The organism is Streptococcus sp. 477 (genome assembly GCF_013277295.1).
GTDB lineage: Bacteria > Bacillota > Bacilli > Lactobacillales > Streptococcaceae > Streptococcus > Streptococcus pseudopneumoniae.
In genome coordinates, this window is the sequence record NZ_VMMQ01000007.1 from 77,640 (window position 1) to 92,898 (window position 15,259).

At 40.9% G+C, this 15,259-nt stretch carries 18 protein-coding genes and 1 pseudogene; all 19 read right to left on the reverse strand.

Annotated elements, in window-relative coordinates; translation table 11 throughout:
- Positions 1–31: 31 nt before the first annotated feature.
- Positions 32–865: a 50S ribosomal protein L2 gene (rplB, locus tag HT691_RS01010; protein ID WP_000512910.1), complete on the reverse strand. Its 834-nt coding sequence runs from the start codon at positions 863–865 to the stop codon at positions 32–34.
- A 17-nt stretch (positions 866–882) separates the two neighbouring features.
- A complete protein-coding gene (locus HT691_RS01015) occupies positions 883–1,179 on the reverse strand; it encodes a 50S ribosomal protein L23 (RefSeq protein ID WP_001055347.1) in 297 nt (98 codons plus the stop codon).
- Complete coding sequence (gene rplD / locus HT691_RS01020; protein ID WP_000024552.1) at positions 1,179–1,802, reverse strand: 50S ribosomal protein L4; 624 nt, start codon at positions 1,800–1,802, stop codon at positions 1,179–1,181. The genes HT691_RS01015 and rplD overlap by 1 nt, the downstream gene beginning before the upstream one ends.
- Positions 1,803–1,826: 24 nt before the next feature.
- Positions 1,827–2,453 carry a 50S ribosomal protein L3 gene (gene rplC, locus HT691_RS01025; protein WP_000160201.1) on the reverse strand — a complete coding sequence of 209 codons (627 nt, stop codon included), beginning with the start codon at positions 2,451–2,453 and terminating at the stop codon, positions 1,827–1,829.
- A 216-nt stretch (positions 2,454–2,669) separates the two neighbouring features.
- Entirely contained in the window at positions 2,670–2,978 is a 309-nt protein-coding gene (gene rpsJ / locus HT691_RS01030) for a 30S ribosomal protein S10 (protein ID WP_001284513.1), read from the reverse strand.
- A 243-nt stretch (positions 2,979–3,221) separates the two neighbouring features.
- Positions 3,222–3,848, reverse strand: coding sequence for a phosphoribulokinase (locus HT691_RS01035; RefSeq protein ID WP_138705964.1), 627 nt, complete (start codon positions 3,846–3,848; stop codon positions 3,222–3,224).
- Positions 3,845–4,435: an anaerobic ribonucleoside-triphosphate reductase activating protein gene (nrdG, locus tag HT691_RS01040; protein ID WP_138705963.1), complete on the reverse strand. Its 591-nt coding sequence runs from the start codon at positions 4,433–4,435 to the stop codon at positions 3,845–3,847. The genes HT691_RS01035 and nrdG overlap by 4 nt, the downstream gene beginning before the upstream one ends.
- Complete coding sequence (locus HT691_RS01045; protein WP_138705962.1) at positions 4,428–4,934, reverse strand: GNAT family N-acetyltransferase; 507 nt, start codon at positions 4,932–4,934, stop codon at positions 4,428–4,430. The genes nrdG and HT691_RS01045 overlap by 8 nt, the downstream gene beginning before the upstream one ends.
- Before the next feature lie 149 nt (positions 4,935–5,083).
- On the reverse strand, positions 5,084–5,224 hold the full coding sequence (locus HT691_RS01050; RefSeq protein WP_000521621.1) for a hypothetical protein: 141 nt from the start codon (positions 5,222–5,224) through the stop codon (positions 5,084–5,086).
- Positions 5,225–5,235: 11 nt separating this feature from the next.
- Positions 5,236–7,443 carry an anaerobic ribonucleoside-triphosphate reductase gene (gene nrdD, locus HT691_RS01055; RefSeq protein WP_023932494.1) on the reverse strand — a complete coding sequence of 736 codons (2,208 nt, stop codon included), beginning with the start codon at positions 7,441–7,443 and terminating at the stop codon, positions 5,236–5,238.
- Positions 7,444–7,562: 119 nt separating this feature from the next.
- The gene (locus HT691_RS01060) at positions 7,563–9,101 is read right to left on the reverse strand and encodes a hypothetical protein (RefSeq protein ID WP_023932492.1); all 1,539 of its coding nucleotides are present in this window, start codon (positions 9,099–9,101) and stop codon (positions 7,563–7,565) included.
- 255 nt (positions 9,102–9,356) lie between these two features.
- Entirely contained in the window at positions 9,357–10,889 is a 1,533-nt protein-coding gene (cls, locus tag HT691_RS01065; RefSeq protein ID WP_050261276.1) for a cardiolipin synthase, read from the reverse strand.
- A 107-nt stretch (positions 10,890–10,996) separates the two neighbouring features.
- Positions 10,997–11,461: pseudogene (locus tag HT691_RS01070) on the reverse strand (SP_0198 family lipoprotein).
- A gap of 83 nt (positions 11,462–11,544) precedes the next feature.
- Positions 11,545–12,795: a folylpolyglutamate synthase/dihydrofolate synthase family protein gene (locus HT691_RS01075; RefSeq protein WP_172921600.1), complete on the reverse strand. Its 1,251-nt coding sequence runs from the start codon at positions 12,793–12,795 to the stop codon at positions 11,545–11,547.
- Positions 12,796–13,048: 253 nt separating this feature from the next.
- Positions 13,049–13,354, reverse strand: coding sequence for a DUF1292 domain-containing protein (locus HT691_RS01080; protein ID WP_000017620.1), 306 nt, complete (start codon positions 13,352–13,354; stop codon positions 13,049–13,051).
- Positions 13,355–13,369: 15 nt separating this feature from the next.
- Complete coding sequence (gene ruvX, locus HT691_RS01085) at positions 13,370–13,789, reverse strand: Holliday junction resolvase RuvX (RefSeq protein WP_001808830.1); 420 nt, start codon at positions 13,787–13,789, stop codon at positions 13,370–13,372.
- A gap of 3 nt (positions 13,790–13,792) precedes the next feature.
- The gene (locus HT691_RS01090) at positions 13,793–14,059 is read right to left on the reverse strand and encodes an IreB family regulatory phosphoprotein (protein ID WP_000507059.1); all 267 of its coding nucleotides are present in this window, start codon (positions 14,057–14,059) and stop codon (positions 13,793–13,795) included.
- A gap of 86 nt (positions 14,060–14,145) precedes the next feature.
- Positions 14,146–14,715 carry an SP0191 family lipoprotein gene (locus HT691_RS01095; protein WP_000725131.1) on the reverse strand — a complete coding sequence of 190 codons (570 nt, stop codon included), beginning with the start codon at positions 14,713–14,715 and terminating at the stop codon, positions 14,146–14,148.
- Between the two features lie 65 nt (positions 14,716–14,780).
- Positions 14,781–15,179: a transcriptional regulator Spx gene (gene spx, locus HT691_RS01100; protein WP_000591165.1), complete on the reverse strand. Its 399-nt coding sequence runs from the start codon at positions 15,177–15,179 to the stop codon at positions 14,781–14,783.
- Positions 15,180–15,259 lie beyond the last annotated feature (80 nt).

A 15,259-nucleotide genomic window follows, 5' to 3' on the forward strand; every position in this document is an offset into this window, starting at 1 on the left:
TTTACTAGTTGCTTAAGCGACTAGTTTAATATTATTTCTCGTTGCGACGACGAACGATAAGTTTGTCAGATTTCGCTTTCTTGTTACGAGTTTTAAGACCAAGAGCAGGTTTGCCCCATGGAGTAGATGGTGCTTTACGACCAACTGGTGCTTTACCTTCACCACCACCGTGTGGGTGATCGTTAGGGTTCATTACAGAACCACGAACTGTTGGGCGGATACCTTTCCAACGGCTACGTCCTGCTTTACCAAGGTTTACAAGTCCGTGTTGTTCGTTTCCGACAACACCAACTGTAGCACGGCAAGTTCCAAGAATCATACGAACTTCACCTGATTGAAGACGAACAAGAACGTATTTACCTTCTTGACCCAATACTTGAGCAGATGCTCCAGCAGCACGTACCAATTCACCACCACGACCTGGTTTCAATTCGATGTTGTGGATCAAAGTACCAACTGGGATGTTAGCAAGTGGAAGAGCGTTTCCGACTTTGATATCTGCTTCTGGACCTGAAACGATACGTTGACCTACTTCAAGACCTTTTGGAGCGATGATGTATGCTTTCACACCGTCAGTGTAGTGTACAAGAGCGATGTTTGCAGAACGGTTTGGATCGTACTCGATTGTTTTAACAACCGCTTCAACGTTGTCTTTGTTACGTTTGAAGTCAACCAAACGGTAGAAACGTTTGTGTCCACCACCTTGGTGACGAACAGTGATACGACCGTTGTTGTTACGACCAGCCTTGCTCTTCAATGCAACAAGCAATGATTTTTCAGGAGTGCTTGTTGTGATTTCAGCGAAATCCAAAGAAGTCATATTACGGCGACCGTTTGTTGTTGGTTTATAAACACGAATTCCCACGATATTTCCTCCTTAGATTATTCAGCTTCAGCAGCAAACAACTCGATTGCTTTTGAATCAGCTGTAAGTGTGATGATAGCTTTTTTAGTTTTGTTAGTAAAACCAGTGTAACGTCCAACACGTTTAGCTTTTGGCTTTACGTTGATTGTGTTAACATTTGCAACTTTAACGCCTTCGAAAGCAGCTTCAACAGCTTGCTTGATCAAAAGTTTGTGTGCACGAGTGTCAACTTCAAATACATATTTTCCTGCTTCAAGTTGAGCCATTGAGCTTTCAGTGATGACAGGTTTTTTGATAACATCATACAAATTCATTATGCAAGAACCTCCTCGATTTTAGAGATAGCTGCTTGAGTAACAAGAAGTTTGTCACTATTTGCGATGTCAAGAACACTTGCAGTTGTGGCAGTCGCAACTTTCACGTTTGGAAGGTTACGAGCTGAGAGAGCTGCGAATTCGTTTCCTTCTTCAAGAATAACAAGGACTTTAGAATCGATGCTCAAAGCTGCAAGAACTTTTGCAAATTCAGCAGTTTTTGGAGCTGTAAATTCAAGAGAATCAACGGCTACAAATTTATTTTCAGCAACTTTTTCTGAGTAAACAGATTTAAGCGCAAGGCGACGAACTTTTTGAGGAAGTTTGTACGCATAGCTACGTGGAGTTGGTCCGAAGACGATTCCACCACCACGCCATTGTGGAGAGCGGATAGAACCTTGACGAGCACGTCCAGTTCCTTTTTGACGCCATGGTTTGCGTCCGCCACCTGAAACAGCTGAGCGGTTTTTAACTGCGTGAGTTCCTTGACGAAGGCTTGCGCGTTGGCTGATGATTACATCAAACACAACTGATTCATTTGGTTCGATACCAAATACTGCATCGTTAAGAACAACTTCGCCCGCTTGTTTACCAGTTTGGTCGAATAATGTTACATTTGCCATTTTGACTGTATTCCCCTTTCCTTATTATTTACCAGCTTTAACTGCTGATTTGATAGTGATAAGAGATTTCTTAGCACCTGGTACGTTACCTTTGATAAGGATAACGTTCTTTTCTGGAACAACTTGTACAACTTCAAGGTTTTGAATTGTTACGCGGTCGCCACCCATACGTCCTGCAAGGTTTTTACCTTTGAATACGCGGTTAGGTGCAACAGGTCCCATAGAACCTGGACGACGGTGGTAACGAGAACCGTGAGCCATTGGTCCACGTGATTGTCCGTGGCGTTTGATAACACCTTGGAAACCTTTACCTTTAGAAGTACCAGTTACATCAACAACATCTCCAGCTGCGAATGTTTCAACTGTAATTTCAGCACCAACTTCCAAGCCTTCAACGTTTTTGAATTCACGAATGAAGCGCTTAGGAGCCGTGTTAGCTTTCGCTACATGTCCTTTAGCAGGTTTGTTGCTCAATACTTCGCGTTTGTCACCAAAACCAACTTGGATAGCGTTGTATCCGTCTGTTTCAACAGTTTTAACTTGAAGAACAACGTTTGGAGTTGCTTCAATAACTGTTACAGGGATCAATTCGCCAGCTTCAGTGAAGATTTGAGTCATTCCCACTTTTTTCCCTAAGATTCCTTTTGTCATGAGAAAATAGTTCCTTTTCTATATTTTTTATTCAAAAAGTTTTTAACGAGCGTTTTTTATGCTCAAGTCTAAGATACAAAGGGCGTCAAACTCAAAGTGAAAATAGGAAACTGACACAGTGTCTAGCAGACACGAGGAAGTTTATCTTTTTCACACCGAATTTAGCCCGTGTTCAATTAGATTGAAACACCAGCCTCTGCTCTTTTATATTTTAGATTAAAGTTTGATTTCTACGTTTACACCACTTGGAAGATCCAATTTCATCAACGCATCAACTGTTTTTTGAGTTGGGTTAACGATATCGATCAAACGTTTGTGTGTACGCATTTCAAATTGTTCGCGAGAGTCTTTGTATTTGTGAGTCGCACGAATAATTGTGTAGAGGCTACGTTCAGTTGGAAGTGGGATTGGACCCGCAACTTGTGCACCTGTACGAGTAGCTGATTCTACGATTTTTGCAGCCGCTGTGTCAAGCGTACGGTGTTCGTAAGCTTTCAAACGGATACGGATTTTTTTGTTTGCCATTTTTTTCTCCTTTTCGTCTATTTAAGATAATAGGCTAGCTCCACAAGAAAACCGACGCGGCGTTGCGTGGCAATGCAACCGAGCGTGTCGCAACCTCTTGCATCAAAGCTAAGGCTGTAATTTACAGCACCATAATAGAATAACACAAAGCCCCTGCGATTGCAAGGGATTTGTTAGGTTTTTTTCGTTTTTTTACGATGAAACTGTTTTCCTATTTTTCTTTTTAAAATTAGGGATTTTCTTCTATATAAACTGAGTCCTCTTGACCTCAAATTTATCTTCTGATTGGTCCACTAAGATGTCCGCAATTGACTCTGTTTCTTTATAGTATCGCAGATACTGCTCCCGTCTCATCTGATGGCTAGCCAATATAAAGGATGCATCGCGATTTCTCACAGTCGTATCTCTAGCAAGGCGTCGCTTTAATTCGGTCTCCTCATCCGTGTAGAAACAGATGGTTTTGTCAAAGAGTTCTTTGGGTAAAAAGCCTACAGACATCCCTTCGACAATCAGAATTGGCTTTTCTCCAGACAAGACCTCACTAGCTTTCCAAGGTTCTTCAATTGTTAAGATATCCATGCCAGCCTTTAAAGCGAGAATGTCTCTTTCTAAACTTACCAGTTCATGAGCCACAGGTAAACAAGCGGTCACTTTTTGGTCTGGAGTCTCCTTTGGCACCACTAAATGACGATTTGAAGCAATGTAAGGATCGGTTTCCAATAAGTTTACCTTTGCAGAATCTAAGGCTTGGTACAATTCCTGTGCAAAGGTTGATTTACCTGAAGCCCCATGACCGTATATTCCCAGTGTCCTGACTTTCCCCGTCTCGATCTCTGAGACTAGTTGGTCTACTAAGTCTTTTTTCTTCATTCTCTCTTCACCTGTTCATAGCTTTCTTTTCCGTCATTAAGCTTGTCCCAAATCACTACTTGCCCACTTTGGAGCGATTTTTGCACATCTATGATGCGTTGATTGGACGAACCTCGAAACTGGAGCATGAGATTTCTCTTAGTTCGATCGTATCGTCCATCAACCAGAATGTCAATCAGTGATAAGAGTTCCAGTTTATCTTGTGTCTCCAACATCATTTCTTCCCAAGTGTAGCCCGTCCAGGACCAGATGTCTTTTTCTGGCAATTCCTTTCGAATGCGTTTAACGAGAGGTAAGACAATACCCGTATTGAGAAAGGGTTCCCCTCCCAGTAAGGTTAACCCCTGAACATAAGGCTGGGCAAGATCTGCCATGATTTGCTCTTCTAATTCTGCTGTGTAGGGAATTCCTGCATTGAAAGACCAAGTCGCAACATTATAACACCCCTCGCAGTGAAACATGCAGCCTGATACATAGAGGGAGTTCCGCACGCCTTCTCCATCCACAAAGTTAAAGGCCTTGTAGTCAATGATACGGCCTTGACTGAGCTCCTCACTTTTCCATTCTTGTGGTTTTGGATTATTCATTCGCTACCTCTATCCAATAACGCTCAACTCCATCACGAACATCCTCAATACGACCTCCATTTGATAGAATGACTGCTCTACTAGCAGGATTATTCACACTACAGGTCACCAGAGCTTTCTTGATGTTCTTTTCTTTAGCAACTTGCAAGCCCTGACGGAAAGTTTCCTTAGCATAACCCTTGCCTCTTTCTGATGGACGAATGGAGTAACCAATATGGCCAGCATAATTCAGCAACCCCTCATTCAGTCTCAATCGCAGATTCAAAAATCCTAGAGCACGACCTACATCATCAAATGATACAAATTGAATAGAAGGAACACGATTTTCAGGCAAGTTTATTCCCGTTTCTTTTTGCATATTTGTTTCCAACCATTCTTCATACACAAAGTTCTCTGTATCCCAAAATCCTCCATCATGGGCTGATTGGCTCTTTTCAAACTCTGCCATCATCTCTAAAACTGTTTCTTTATCTGCTAATCTTGGTCTGCGTAGTTCCATCCTTACCTCCCACTATGAGAAAAGCGAGAGCTGACTCTCATACTCTTCGAAAATCAAATTCAAACCACGTCAGCGTCGCCTTACCGTACTCAAGTACAGCCTGCGGCTAGCTTCCTAGTTTGCTCTTTAATTTTCATTGAGTATCACTTTTATTTTTTCTTGTTCTTGTTTAAAAATTGTTCTCTGAGGCTAAGCAAGCGTTCTTTCTTACCAGCTCCACCTTTAGAGTGTTTCTCGTGATAACGGGTCACTTGTGCGCGACCCTTATCGTCTAATTGATATTTTCCCATTTCATTTCTTTCTAATTTGTTACTTGATGGCCAGCTATTTTAATCGTTGAGCCATTCATATGTTTGACACGCGCAGCGATTTCCTTGTGACGTCCATTGACCATAGGTCTCGCTTGAGGATTACCTAGATAGCCACAAGTCCGTTTAACAACGTCTACTGTTTTAGGGTCGCTATTGCCACAGTTAGGACAAGCAAAGCCCCTCTCAGTTGGTTCAAAATCTCCTTCAAAGTCACACTTGTAGCAATGGTCTATTGGAGTATTGGTGCCCAAATAGCCCACACGGTCATAAGCATAATCCCAGACAGCTTCCAAGGCTTTTGGATTTTGCTGGAGGACTGGATACTCACAATAATGGATGAAACCACCCGACGCACCTGCTTCTGGATAGACTTTCTCAAAGTCCAATTTTTCAAACGGTGTTGGATTTTTACGAACATCGTAGTGGAATGAATTGGTGTAATATTCCTTATCTGTAATATCAGGAATAGAACCAAACTTCTCTGTATCTAGTCGGCAGAAACGGTCTGTCAAACTTTCAGACGGTGTTGAGTAGATAGAGAAATGGTATCCATATTGGTCAGACCACTCTTCTACACGGCGTTTCATATCGCGAATGATATCCAGCGTGAATTCCTTAGCATCTGGATTACTTTCCCAGCTATTTCCAAAGAAGACTGTCGCTACCTCGTACAAACCGATGTAACCCAGCGAAACAGTTGCGCGACGATTCTTAAAGAGCTGATCAACACTTTCTTCTTTACTTAGACGATGGCCAAAAGCACCGTACTGATAAAGGATAGGAGCATTGGCTGGCGTCGCCTCTTTCGTGCGTTCGACACGGTAAACAAGAGCATCTTCAGCGATATTCATTCGCTCGTTGAAGATTTCCCAGAACTTATTCATGTCGCCCTCAGACTCAAGAGCAATACGAGGTAGGTTAACTGTCACAACACCAAGGTTCATGCGACCTGAATTGACTTCTACACCATTTTCATCCTTCCATCCTTGAAGGAACGAACGGCAACCCATAGGAACTTTGAAAGAACCTGTCAACTCAACAATCTTATCATAGGACAAAACATCTGGGTACATCCGTTTGGTTGCGCACTCTAGGGCCAACTGCTTGATGTCGTAGTTGGGAGTCCCTTCTTCCAAGTTAAGACCTCTTTTAAGCGTAAAGATGAGCTTAGGGAAGATGGCTGTACGATGCTCCGAACCAAGTCCCTTAATGCGAATGTTTAAAATTGCCTTTTGAATTTCTCGCTCAAAACGACTAGTTCCTAGACCAAAACCTAGCGAAGTAAAGGGTGTTTGGCCATTTGAAGTGAAGAGAGTATTGATTTCATACTCGAGTGATTGCATGGCATCGTAGATGTCTTTTTGGGTTTTCTTCCAGGCATAATCTTCTCGTTTTTCAGGCAAAACCCACTCTTCTGCATCTTTGAGATGTTTTTGGCAATTCTTCTCTGCATAAGGCGCCAAAACTTCATCGATACGGTCAGCTGAACATCCCCCGTACTGGCTAGAAGCAACGTTGGCGATGATTTGCGAAATCTGTGCTGTCGCAGTCTGAATAGACTTGGGACTTTCTACCTCTGCATTCCCAATCTTAAAACCATTTTCCAACATACCTTTAAAGTCAATCAAACAGCAGTTGGTCATAGGGGTATAGGGGCTGTAGTCCAAATCGTGATAGTGAATATCCCCCTTTTGGTGGGCATTGGCTACGTGCTTGGGAAGCATTTGCAGTCCGATTGATTTCCCAACAATGCCTGCTGTCAAATCACGCTGGGTATTAAAGACATCGCTGTCTTTATTGGCATTTTCATTGACAACTGCCTGATTTTTATTAAGAAGCTTATGAATACTAAAGTTGATATCTGTAGCTTTTGATCGCTCAAAATCCCTCTGCGTCCGATAAGTAATATACTCCTCAGCCAGCGCATATTCTTTGGCTTCAAGGAGTTCATGTTCTACGATATTTTGAATTTCATAAATCTTCACTCCCTTTGGAAAGCGACTATGAATTTCTGTGACAATTCGCTCGGTCAGAGCATTGAGGCGTTTTTCGACCAAGGGTGTCACATCCATAACCTTGTCTGCCGCCTTGTGGAGAGCCTTGTCAATCTTGTCCACATCAAATACAACACGTCTCCCATCTCGTTTCTCGACGAAGAGAGTTGGCAAAATTGTAATTTTTTCTTCTAGTGCAATCATATGCATGCTCTTTTCTAAAATGTTCTTTCTAAAAAGTATTATACCACTCTAAAAAGAAAAATCAATATCTTGTGTTAAAAATCCTAAAATTTTTAAAAATACACAAGATATTGATTTGGTTATTTGATTTTATAGACTTTAAACTCTGAGTAATCTGTCTTTACTGGTTGATAATTTTCTTTTAAGAGTGTTTCTACTTCAGACCAGACTGGCACCTTGTCATTTACCACAATCACCTTGGGTTGTTTTTCTTTCAAGTCATTGAGTAGCTTATTCCGGTTTTCCTCAGTTGCTGTATAGTGCACGGGAGACAAAATCACCGATGGTGACAAGCGCTCACTCTTACGATAAAGAGTCGCAGTATCATCCCATGCATAGATAGCATCTTCCGTATTTGTCTCCTCTTTTACCAAATCAGCAAGACGATCACGTTCTTGATAAGGTACCGGATAAAGGACTAACTTCATCAAAAAAGGAATAGACAAAAGATAGACAAGCCCTAAAACTGGCAGATATAGATTTCCTTTGAAGAAACGACTCCATAGACTAACTGGCGTTTCTCTTCGTCTTCGTCTAACACTACGCCCCCTCTGTTGACTCTTAATATTGGTTACCAATAAAAGTAGAAAAACAGGAAAGACGACCATCAAACAGGAAGCGTGCAGAGGCTCCTGTGAAAAGAAAAGTAAAATCAAACCTAAAATTGTCACAAGACTTGCAGGAACCGAAATGACGTATAGTTTAGAGGGTTTGGATTGAAAGAGACCTAAAAAGATACAAACCACAAATCCCAAACCAAGGGACAACAAGCCATAAAAAGCCATATTCTCTAAAATTTTAGAAGTGAAATCAAAGCGAATACTGTCAATGGGATAGCGAATACCACTAATGACATCCCCAAAACTTCCTGTTGCAACACTATAGTAGGCAGTTGGATAAAAGACAAGTGAGAAACCTAAAGCCACTGCAAGAAACTGATAAAACCCATGCACAAAGCGTCTATGCCCAAGGTTAAAGACCAACAAGCCTAAACTCACTACAGCAATAAACAGGAGCGATGATAAGGGAGCAAAGAAAAATCCGCCTGCCAAAGCTAGCCCAATCCGTACAAATCCCTTATCATGACTTGGATTGCTTAGGTAAGCCGCAACTAAACTAAAGGCTGCGAATAAGAAAGGAAGCGCTAAAAGAGTCGCATAGCCTCCACCAAAAGCAAGACCTGTAACTAGCATGTAAAAAATAGTCACCACTTGTCCAGCTTGGTCTCCTTGATTTGTCAAGGTGTCCGCTGATCTAAAAAGGAAAAATCCGCCTGCTACCAAGGCTAACCACTCAAAGATGGCAAAGAAAAATCCGCCCTGACTCACGTAAGTCAGCAAATAATAAAGCAAACCTTGACTTCCATAATAGTCGCTGTAAATCTTCCCTGTCTGATGAAGCGCCCAACCTGCATAAAAATCCTGCACTTCCTGTGCACTCATTAAGTCGAGTAATAGCGGTACTCCTAGAGTTATCCCCGTTACAAGCGTACTCCATAGTAAAATTTTCACCAAAGGAAGACGACTTGATTCACGATGATGCGATTCTTGTTCGATTTGGTATTCTAGAGGTTCACGATTCTCCTGATGAACTTCTTCTACTCTACCATACACACTCATATCGTTTCTCCTATTCAATTTATCTGTCTTAGTATATCAAAAAGTCCTAGGATTGTCAGCTTGCGATGGCTGTTTGAGTGATTTTTTGCATAGTTTCACAAAGGTTTCAATTTCCCGAAAGCGATGTAAATTCGTCTGTTTAAATGTTATGATATAATCCAATTCTTTCTGAGTCAGCATCGTCCCTCCCTATATCTTTCTATTCGTAAAAAGCAAGAAAAAGAGGACTCGGTCATTTCCTAAGTCCTAGATTTCTTATAAGATTGGGGCGAATAACTGGGCGATTTCTTTTACAAGCTTTTGATACCAGCTCGTTTTGATAGAATGAGGATAGACTTCCTGAGAATCTGCAAATATATTTTGAAAATCTCGGGCTATTTCTATTATAGAAGGAGTTTTATAGAGTAAAACTGCATTTTCATAATGGTGTACCAAGCTTCGGTAGTCGAGATTGATCGTCCCCACCACCGCAAAATCTTCGTCTACCAACATCTGCTTACTATGAATAAAACCTGGGCTATACTCATAAATTCGAACACCAGCAGAAAGAAGGTCTGGATAAGCCCCTCTTGTGACTAACTGAATGAACTTCTTATCTGGTATGTAAGGGGTGATAATTCGAACATCGACCCCTCTCATAGCAGCATTTTTGATTGTCTCCGTTAAATCATAATCTATAATCAAATAAGGTGTCGTAATATAGACCGATTCTGTTGCTTGATTGATTAAACTCTGATAAACTTTTTTCCCTACCTGTGTTCGAAAAATTGGCTTGGGTCCACTTCCGTATGGAATGGTTAATCCATCACTTGGGATAGAATGATTTTCTAAATGATATTGATCAAAATCACTAATCTCTCCTCGATTGATGTACCAAGTGGTTAAAAACAAGCGTGTCAGGGCTTTTACTGCTAGTCCGTCTAAGCGAATTCCACTATCCTTCCAATAACCAAATCTCTCGACGTGGTTAATGTACTCATCTGCCAGATTGACCCCACCAGTATAGGCTATCTGACCATCAACAATCAATATTTTTCTATGATCTCTGTTATTATAGGCCACTGTCAAACGAGGAATAACTTTATTGAATTTATGGGCCTCGATGCCCAGCTGACGAAGTCGATGTGCATAATCTCCTGTTAAAGTAGCCATACAGCCGATATCATCATAGAGCAGTTTAACCTCAACTCCTTGAGCGACCTTTTGCTCTAGTATATCTAGTATGCGATTCCACATCAAACCTTCTTCTATAATGTAATATTCCAAGAAAATAAATTTTTCAGCCTTTTTAAGATCTTCTACCATCTTTTTCCACATAGCTTCTCCGTTAGGAAAAAATGTAGAGGCAGTTTGATCATAGACATCGGCATTGGTATCCATACTCAATAAGGACTTGATGACGCCATATGCCGCCTTGTCACTTTCTTTTAATTCCTCTTTTAGTAGCTGGCTATTTGCTTCTTGGAAATGCATGGAGTCTAGCTTCTTCAGTTGTTTGATTTCTTTTTTGGACAATCTCCTCTCACCAAACATCAGATAGAGCAAGGGGCCAAATACTGGCACAAAGGCTACTAATAACCAGGTTACCTTATTCTCAGGAGTCGTATTACGGTTGACTATCGAAATAATTGTGATGATACTCAGTAGAATGAGAACAGTAATCCATAAAATGGGAGCCATGCGTCCTAAATAAAGAAAGAGACCAAAAGCCAGACAAAGTTCAAGTAGCATAATCGAAAGACTAAAGCCATACTTGGACATCAATAATTGAAATTTTCTATATTTCATATCTCCTCCTTGATATTTTGAATGCTAAAAACAAGTAATTGATACTAGTATAACTCAGGTATTCGACAGAAGGCAAGTATTTATGATTATTTTCTACTTGCATAGTCTTATTTAGTTAAAACGATTTGGTCCGATGGGTCTCTAGCCATATCATCTACGATGATTTGATTACCGTTTACAGTGTAAATTTTGACATCATCACCAATAATCATGCGTTGATTTGCTGCATCAAATGTGACCTGTTTGACTTTCTGATCCCCGTCAGATTCGAGCTCAGTCCATGTACCAGTCGTTCCAGTGACCACTAAAGTGATACGGTCTCCGTCATCTTGGCCTGTATAAGTCCCATCAATATCAGTCGGTTGAGCCTCAGGTGCATTTTATGAAGAACTTGTTGCTACCTGGTTTGTATTTTCTGTAGACGATGAAGCAGTAGGTTGTGATTGCTGAGTTTGTTGTGTTTGCGCTTGAGCTGCTGGTTGTTGAATCTGTTGAGCTCTTTGTGAACAAGCTACTAAGAGACTAAGACTTGCTAGAGAAGCAAGAGAACGTGTGAATCTTGTTAATTTCATGATGGATTTCCTTTCTGCTACCAATTTAGAGAAATTTTCTCTAACCAGCAATTCCCCTAGTATAACAAGTTCAAAAAAGGTGGTCAATTTATCTGTTCATGCCCCAGCAGGTAGCTCCGTACTTCTGAGATAAAATAGAGAGACCCTGTAATGAATAACAAGTCCTGCGTATCGGCTTTTTCTTCGAAACTGCTGATAAATTCTCGGTAAGAAGAAACTATATCGTAACCTGTTACATCTGTCTCATCCAAAGAACCTTGATAGTCAAAGCCAGTCACCTTGAGTTCCACCTGAGGTAAATTTTCAGTCAGATAACCCAACATCCCTTGATAATCCTTCCGTTTCAAGGCTCCAAATAGGATTTGAGGACGATAGGCTTCCTGCTCTTTTTCTTTGATAAACTCAACCAAGCGAGTCAAGGCAGGGAGGTTATGAGCACCATCCAAGTAAATCTGTGGGCAAATACGCTCCAAACGTCCAGCCCAATGGGTCTTCTCCAAAGCCTGTCTTACAACCTGCTCATAAACAACTTCCTTTCCTTCTCCCATAAAGAGAAGAAATGCTTGCAACGCCAAGGCCGCATTTTCCTGCTGATAAGCTCCTTCTAAGCCTATGTTCAGCTGTGAAAGATTTAGTAAAGAGCTTGAAAAATTACCATTCAGCATTGAAAAATCTTGACCTGCCTGATAAAGATCAACAGCTAAAGAGTCTGCTTTTTTCTGACAGACAAGCCTAGCTTCTGGAGGCAATTTCGCAATCACTGCCTTCTTACCAGCCTTGAGAATACCAGCTTTCTGCTCTGCGATTGCTTCCAGACTATCACCCAAGGTTTCCTGATGGTCAAGCCCAATGGAGGTGATAACAGCAAGCTCTCCAGTTACCACATTGGTCGTGTCAAGTAAGCCGCCAATTCCCACTTCTAGTAAAACCAAATCCACTTCTTGCTCTCTAAAATAAAGAAAAGCAATCAAGGTCAGCAGTTCAAAAAAGGACAACTGATCATGGGTTTGCAGAAGCGTTTTCTCCATCTCCTTGACCTGCTCAGCCAAACGGATAAAGTCTGTGTCTGCTATAGATTGCCCATTAATGCAGATTCGATCATTGATAGAGACGATATGAGGGGAGGTAAAGGTCGCGACTTTTTTGCCATGCCCCATAAATAACTCCCTCATAAAAGCAATGGTAGATCCTTTCCCATTAGTCCCTGTTACATGGATAATAGGATAAGACTTCTCTGGATTCCCTAACAAATCCACCGCTTGCTGTATTCGGCCTAAACCTGATCGAAAATTCAAACCAATCCGACTATAAAGCCATTCTCCTACTTCAAACATACACATCTCCTTGACAAAAGTCTAATCAATTATCTAGCAAAATTCCGTAGATAACAAAAAATGAGGTCAGGATTTTCGTCCCGACCTCTCACCTGGTTAGCTAATCACTAACAACTATGAATATTAACTTGGGCTAAAACATCCACTGGATGTTCCAACTCTTCCAATTTCTAGGAGTTGGGCTGATACAGTCTCCCAGACTACCTGCGTTTCTAATTTCTAGCGCTGGGCTAAAAACGTCCACAGGACGTTTTTACTCCTCCATAAAACTATTGAAGACTTCTTCAATCATGTTCCATTCGTCTTCTGAGTCTTCTGGGATTGGTTGCAATTCGCCTTCTGTTCCATCTTCGTTTTCGATGAATGAGTAAGCTTGGATTTCAACTTGTCCGTCTTCGTCTTCTTCTGCGTTAACTGGTACTAGAAGAACATAGTTTTTACCAAATTCTTCTTTTCCATCAATTGTCAAAAGGATTTCAAACAAGGTTTCATTTCCTTGCTCATCTACTAGTGTGATTAGTTCACGTTCTTCGTGGTCGTGGTTATGATCGTGTGACATATCCTCTCCTTTATATTAAAATTTTCTATCTAAATAATTTTGTAAAATCAGCTGAGCTGCTAACTTATCAATGACTTTCTTGCGCTTATTGCGACTGATATCTGCTTGTTCAATCAACATACGCTCAGCAGCCACTGTTGTCAAGCGTTCATCCTGATAGTCTACTGGTAAACCAAAAAACTCTTCTAGCTTTGCTCCGTAGGCTTGACTAGCTTCTACGCGCGGTCCGCTTGTATTGTTCATGTTTTTAGGCAGGCCCACTACAAATCGTTCCACCTTGTAAGTATCAACCAGCTCCTTAACGCGGTCAAAACCAAATTGGCCTTGCTCCTCATTGATTTGGATGATTTCAAGCCCTTGAGCTGTAAAACCGAGCGGGTCGCTAATAGCCACCCCTACCGTTTTTGAACCGACGTCCAATCCCATAATTCTCATAGGTTACAGATCGACTCCTTGTCCTTTAAGGTAGTAGCGAACCAATTCCTCAACGATTTCATCACGCTCATACTTACGGATTTGATTTCGTGCATTATTATAACGAGGAACGTAGGCAGGGTCTCCACTCAATACGTAACCTACGATTTGGTTAATTGGGTTGTAGCCCTTATCGTTCAACGAAGCATAAACATCTGTCAAAGTTTCGCTAATTTCTTTTTTATTGGAATCGTCCAATTTAAAACGTACGGTTTCTTCAGTAAATCCCATTCTAACACCCTCTTTCCTTAGAATAGTACCATTATAGCATAATTCCTTACCTTCTACAATTCAGGCAGTTTATTTATTTGGATTTTCTATTGTTCTGTCGCACCATTTGCCAATCTGTCTGAAATATATTTGCTTGGTTCATTCTTCAAAAGATTTTCTAAGCCAATATTCTTCAAATATTCTAACTGAGAAGCCTTCTTGACATCCAAAACTTGAAAATCAAAACCAGTCGTTGTTTGAAGTTCTGTTGCACTCAATAGTTTTGTTTCAAGCTTAAATCCTGCTAATTTACGAGCTTCTATGATGGAGTCGTCTTTCTCTTCCGCCTCGAGAAGAGCTTTTTGAGTTTCCTCCACTCCATGTTGGTCAATGTAGGTCTTCAGCTCATCTGAGACTGGACGCTTTTGTTGGATAGTTAGACTCAAAAAAATCTTGTCTTTGTAAGTAATGGTTTGGGTCTGCTGGCTACCATCATCTGACTTGGGCAAGACCAAAGTCTTGGTTACAACTGTATTCTTCTCAGCATTTTCAATAACTGGCAATGCCGACTGAAGCGTATCTTTTTCTGTTTTTGTAGCTGGTCCAGTTTCTTTTTTCTGTCCGCAACCAACCAGGACAAAAAGGAAAGCTAGACTAACAAGAACTATTTTTTTCATTTCTTTCTTCTTTCTTTTTGAAATTAAAATAGAATAAGACTGGGAATTGCTCCCAGCCTTGATGTTTATAGAGCTGCACGCAAACGTGCTTCTGCATTTTCTACATTACGGACAGAGCGTGGTAGGAAGGCACGAATATCGTCTTCCTTATAGCCAACTTGCAGGCGTTTTTCATCTACAAGGATTGGGCTCTTTAAAATTCTAGGTGTTTCCATAATCAGATTGAGGACTTCGTTAACACTCAAATCTTCAATATCCACTCCAAGGGCTTTGGCATAGCGATTTTTAGATGAGACGATACTGGCTATTCCGTTGTCTGTTTTGGTTAGAATATCCAGTAATTCTTCTCGCGTAATTCCTTCTTTACCAAGGTTTTGTTCTTTATAACTTAACTGGTGGGCATTAAGCCAGGTTTTTGCTTTTTTACAGCTAGTACAACTTGAGACTGTATAAATTTTAATCATGTACCTACCCCTTTCGCTACATGTTACTATCAGTTTAGTCTATTATACCATAAAAAACATCCGACTTGCGACCTATTTTT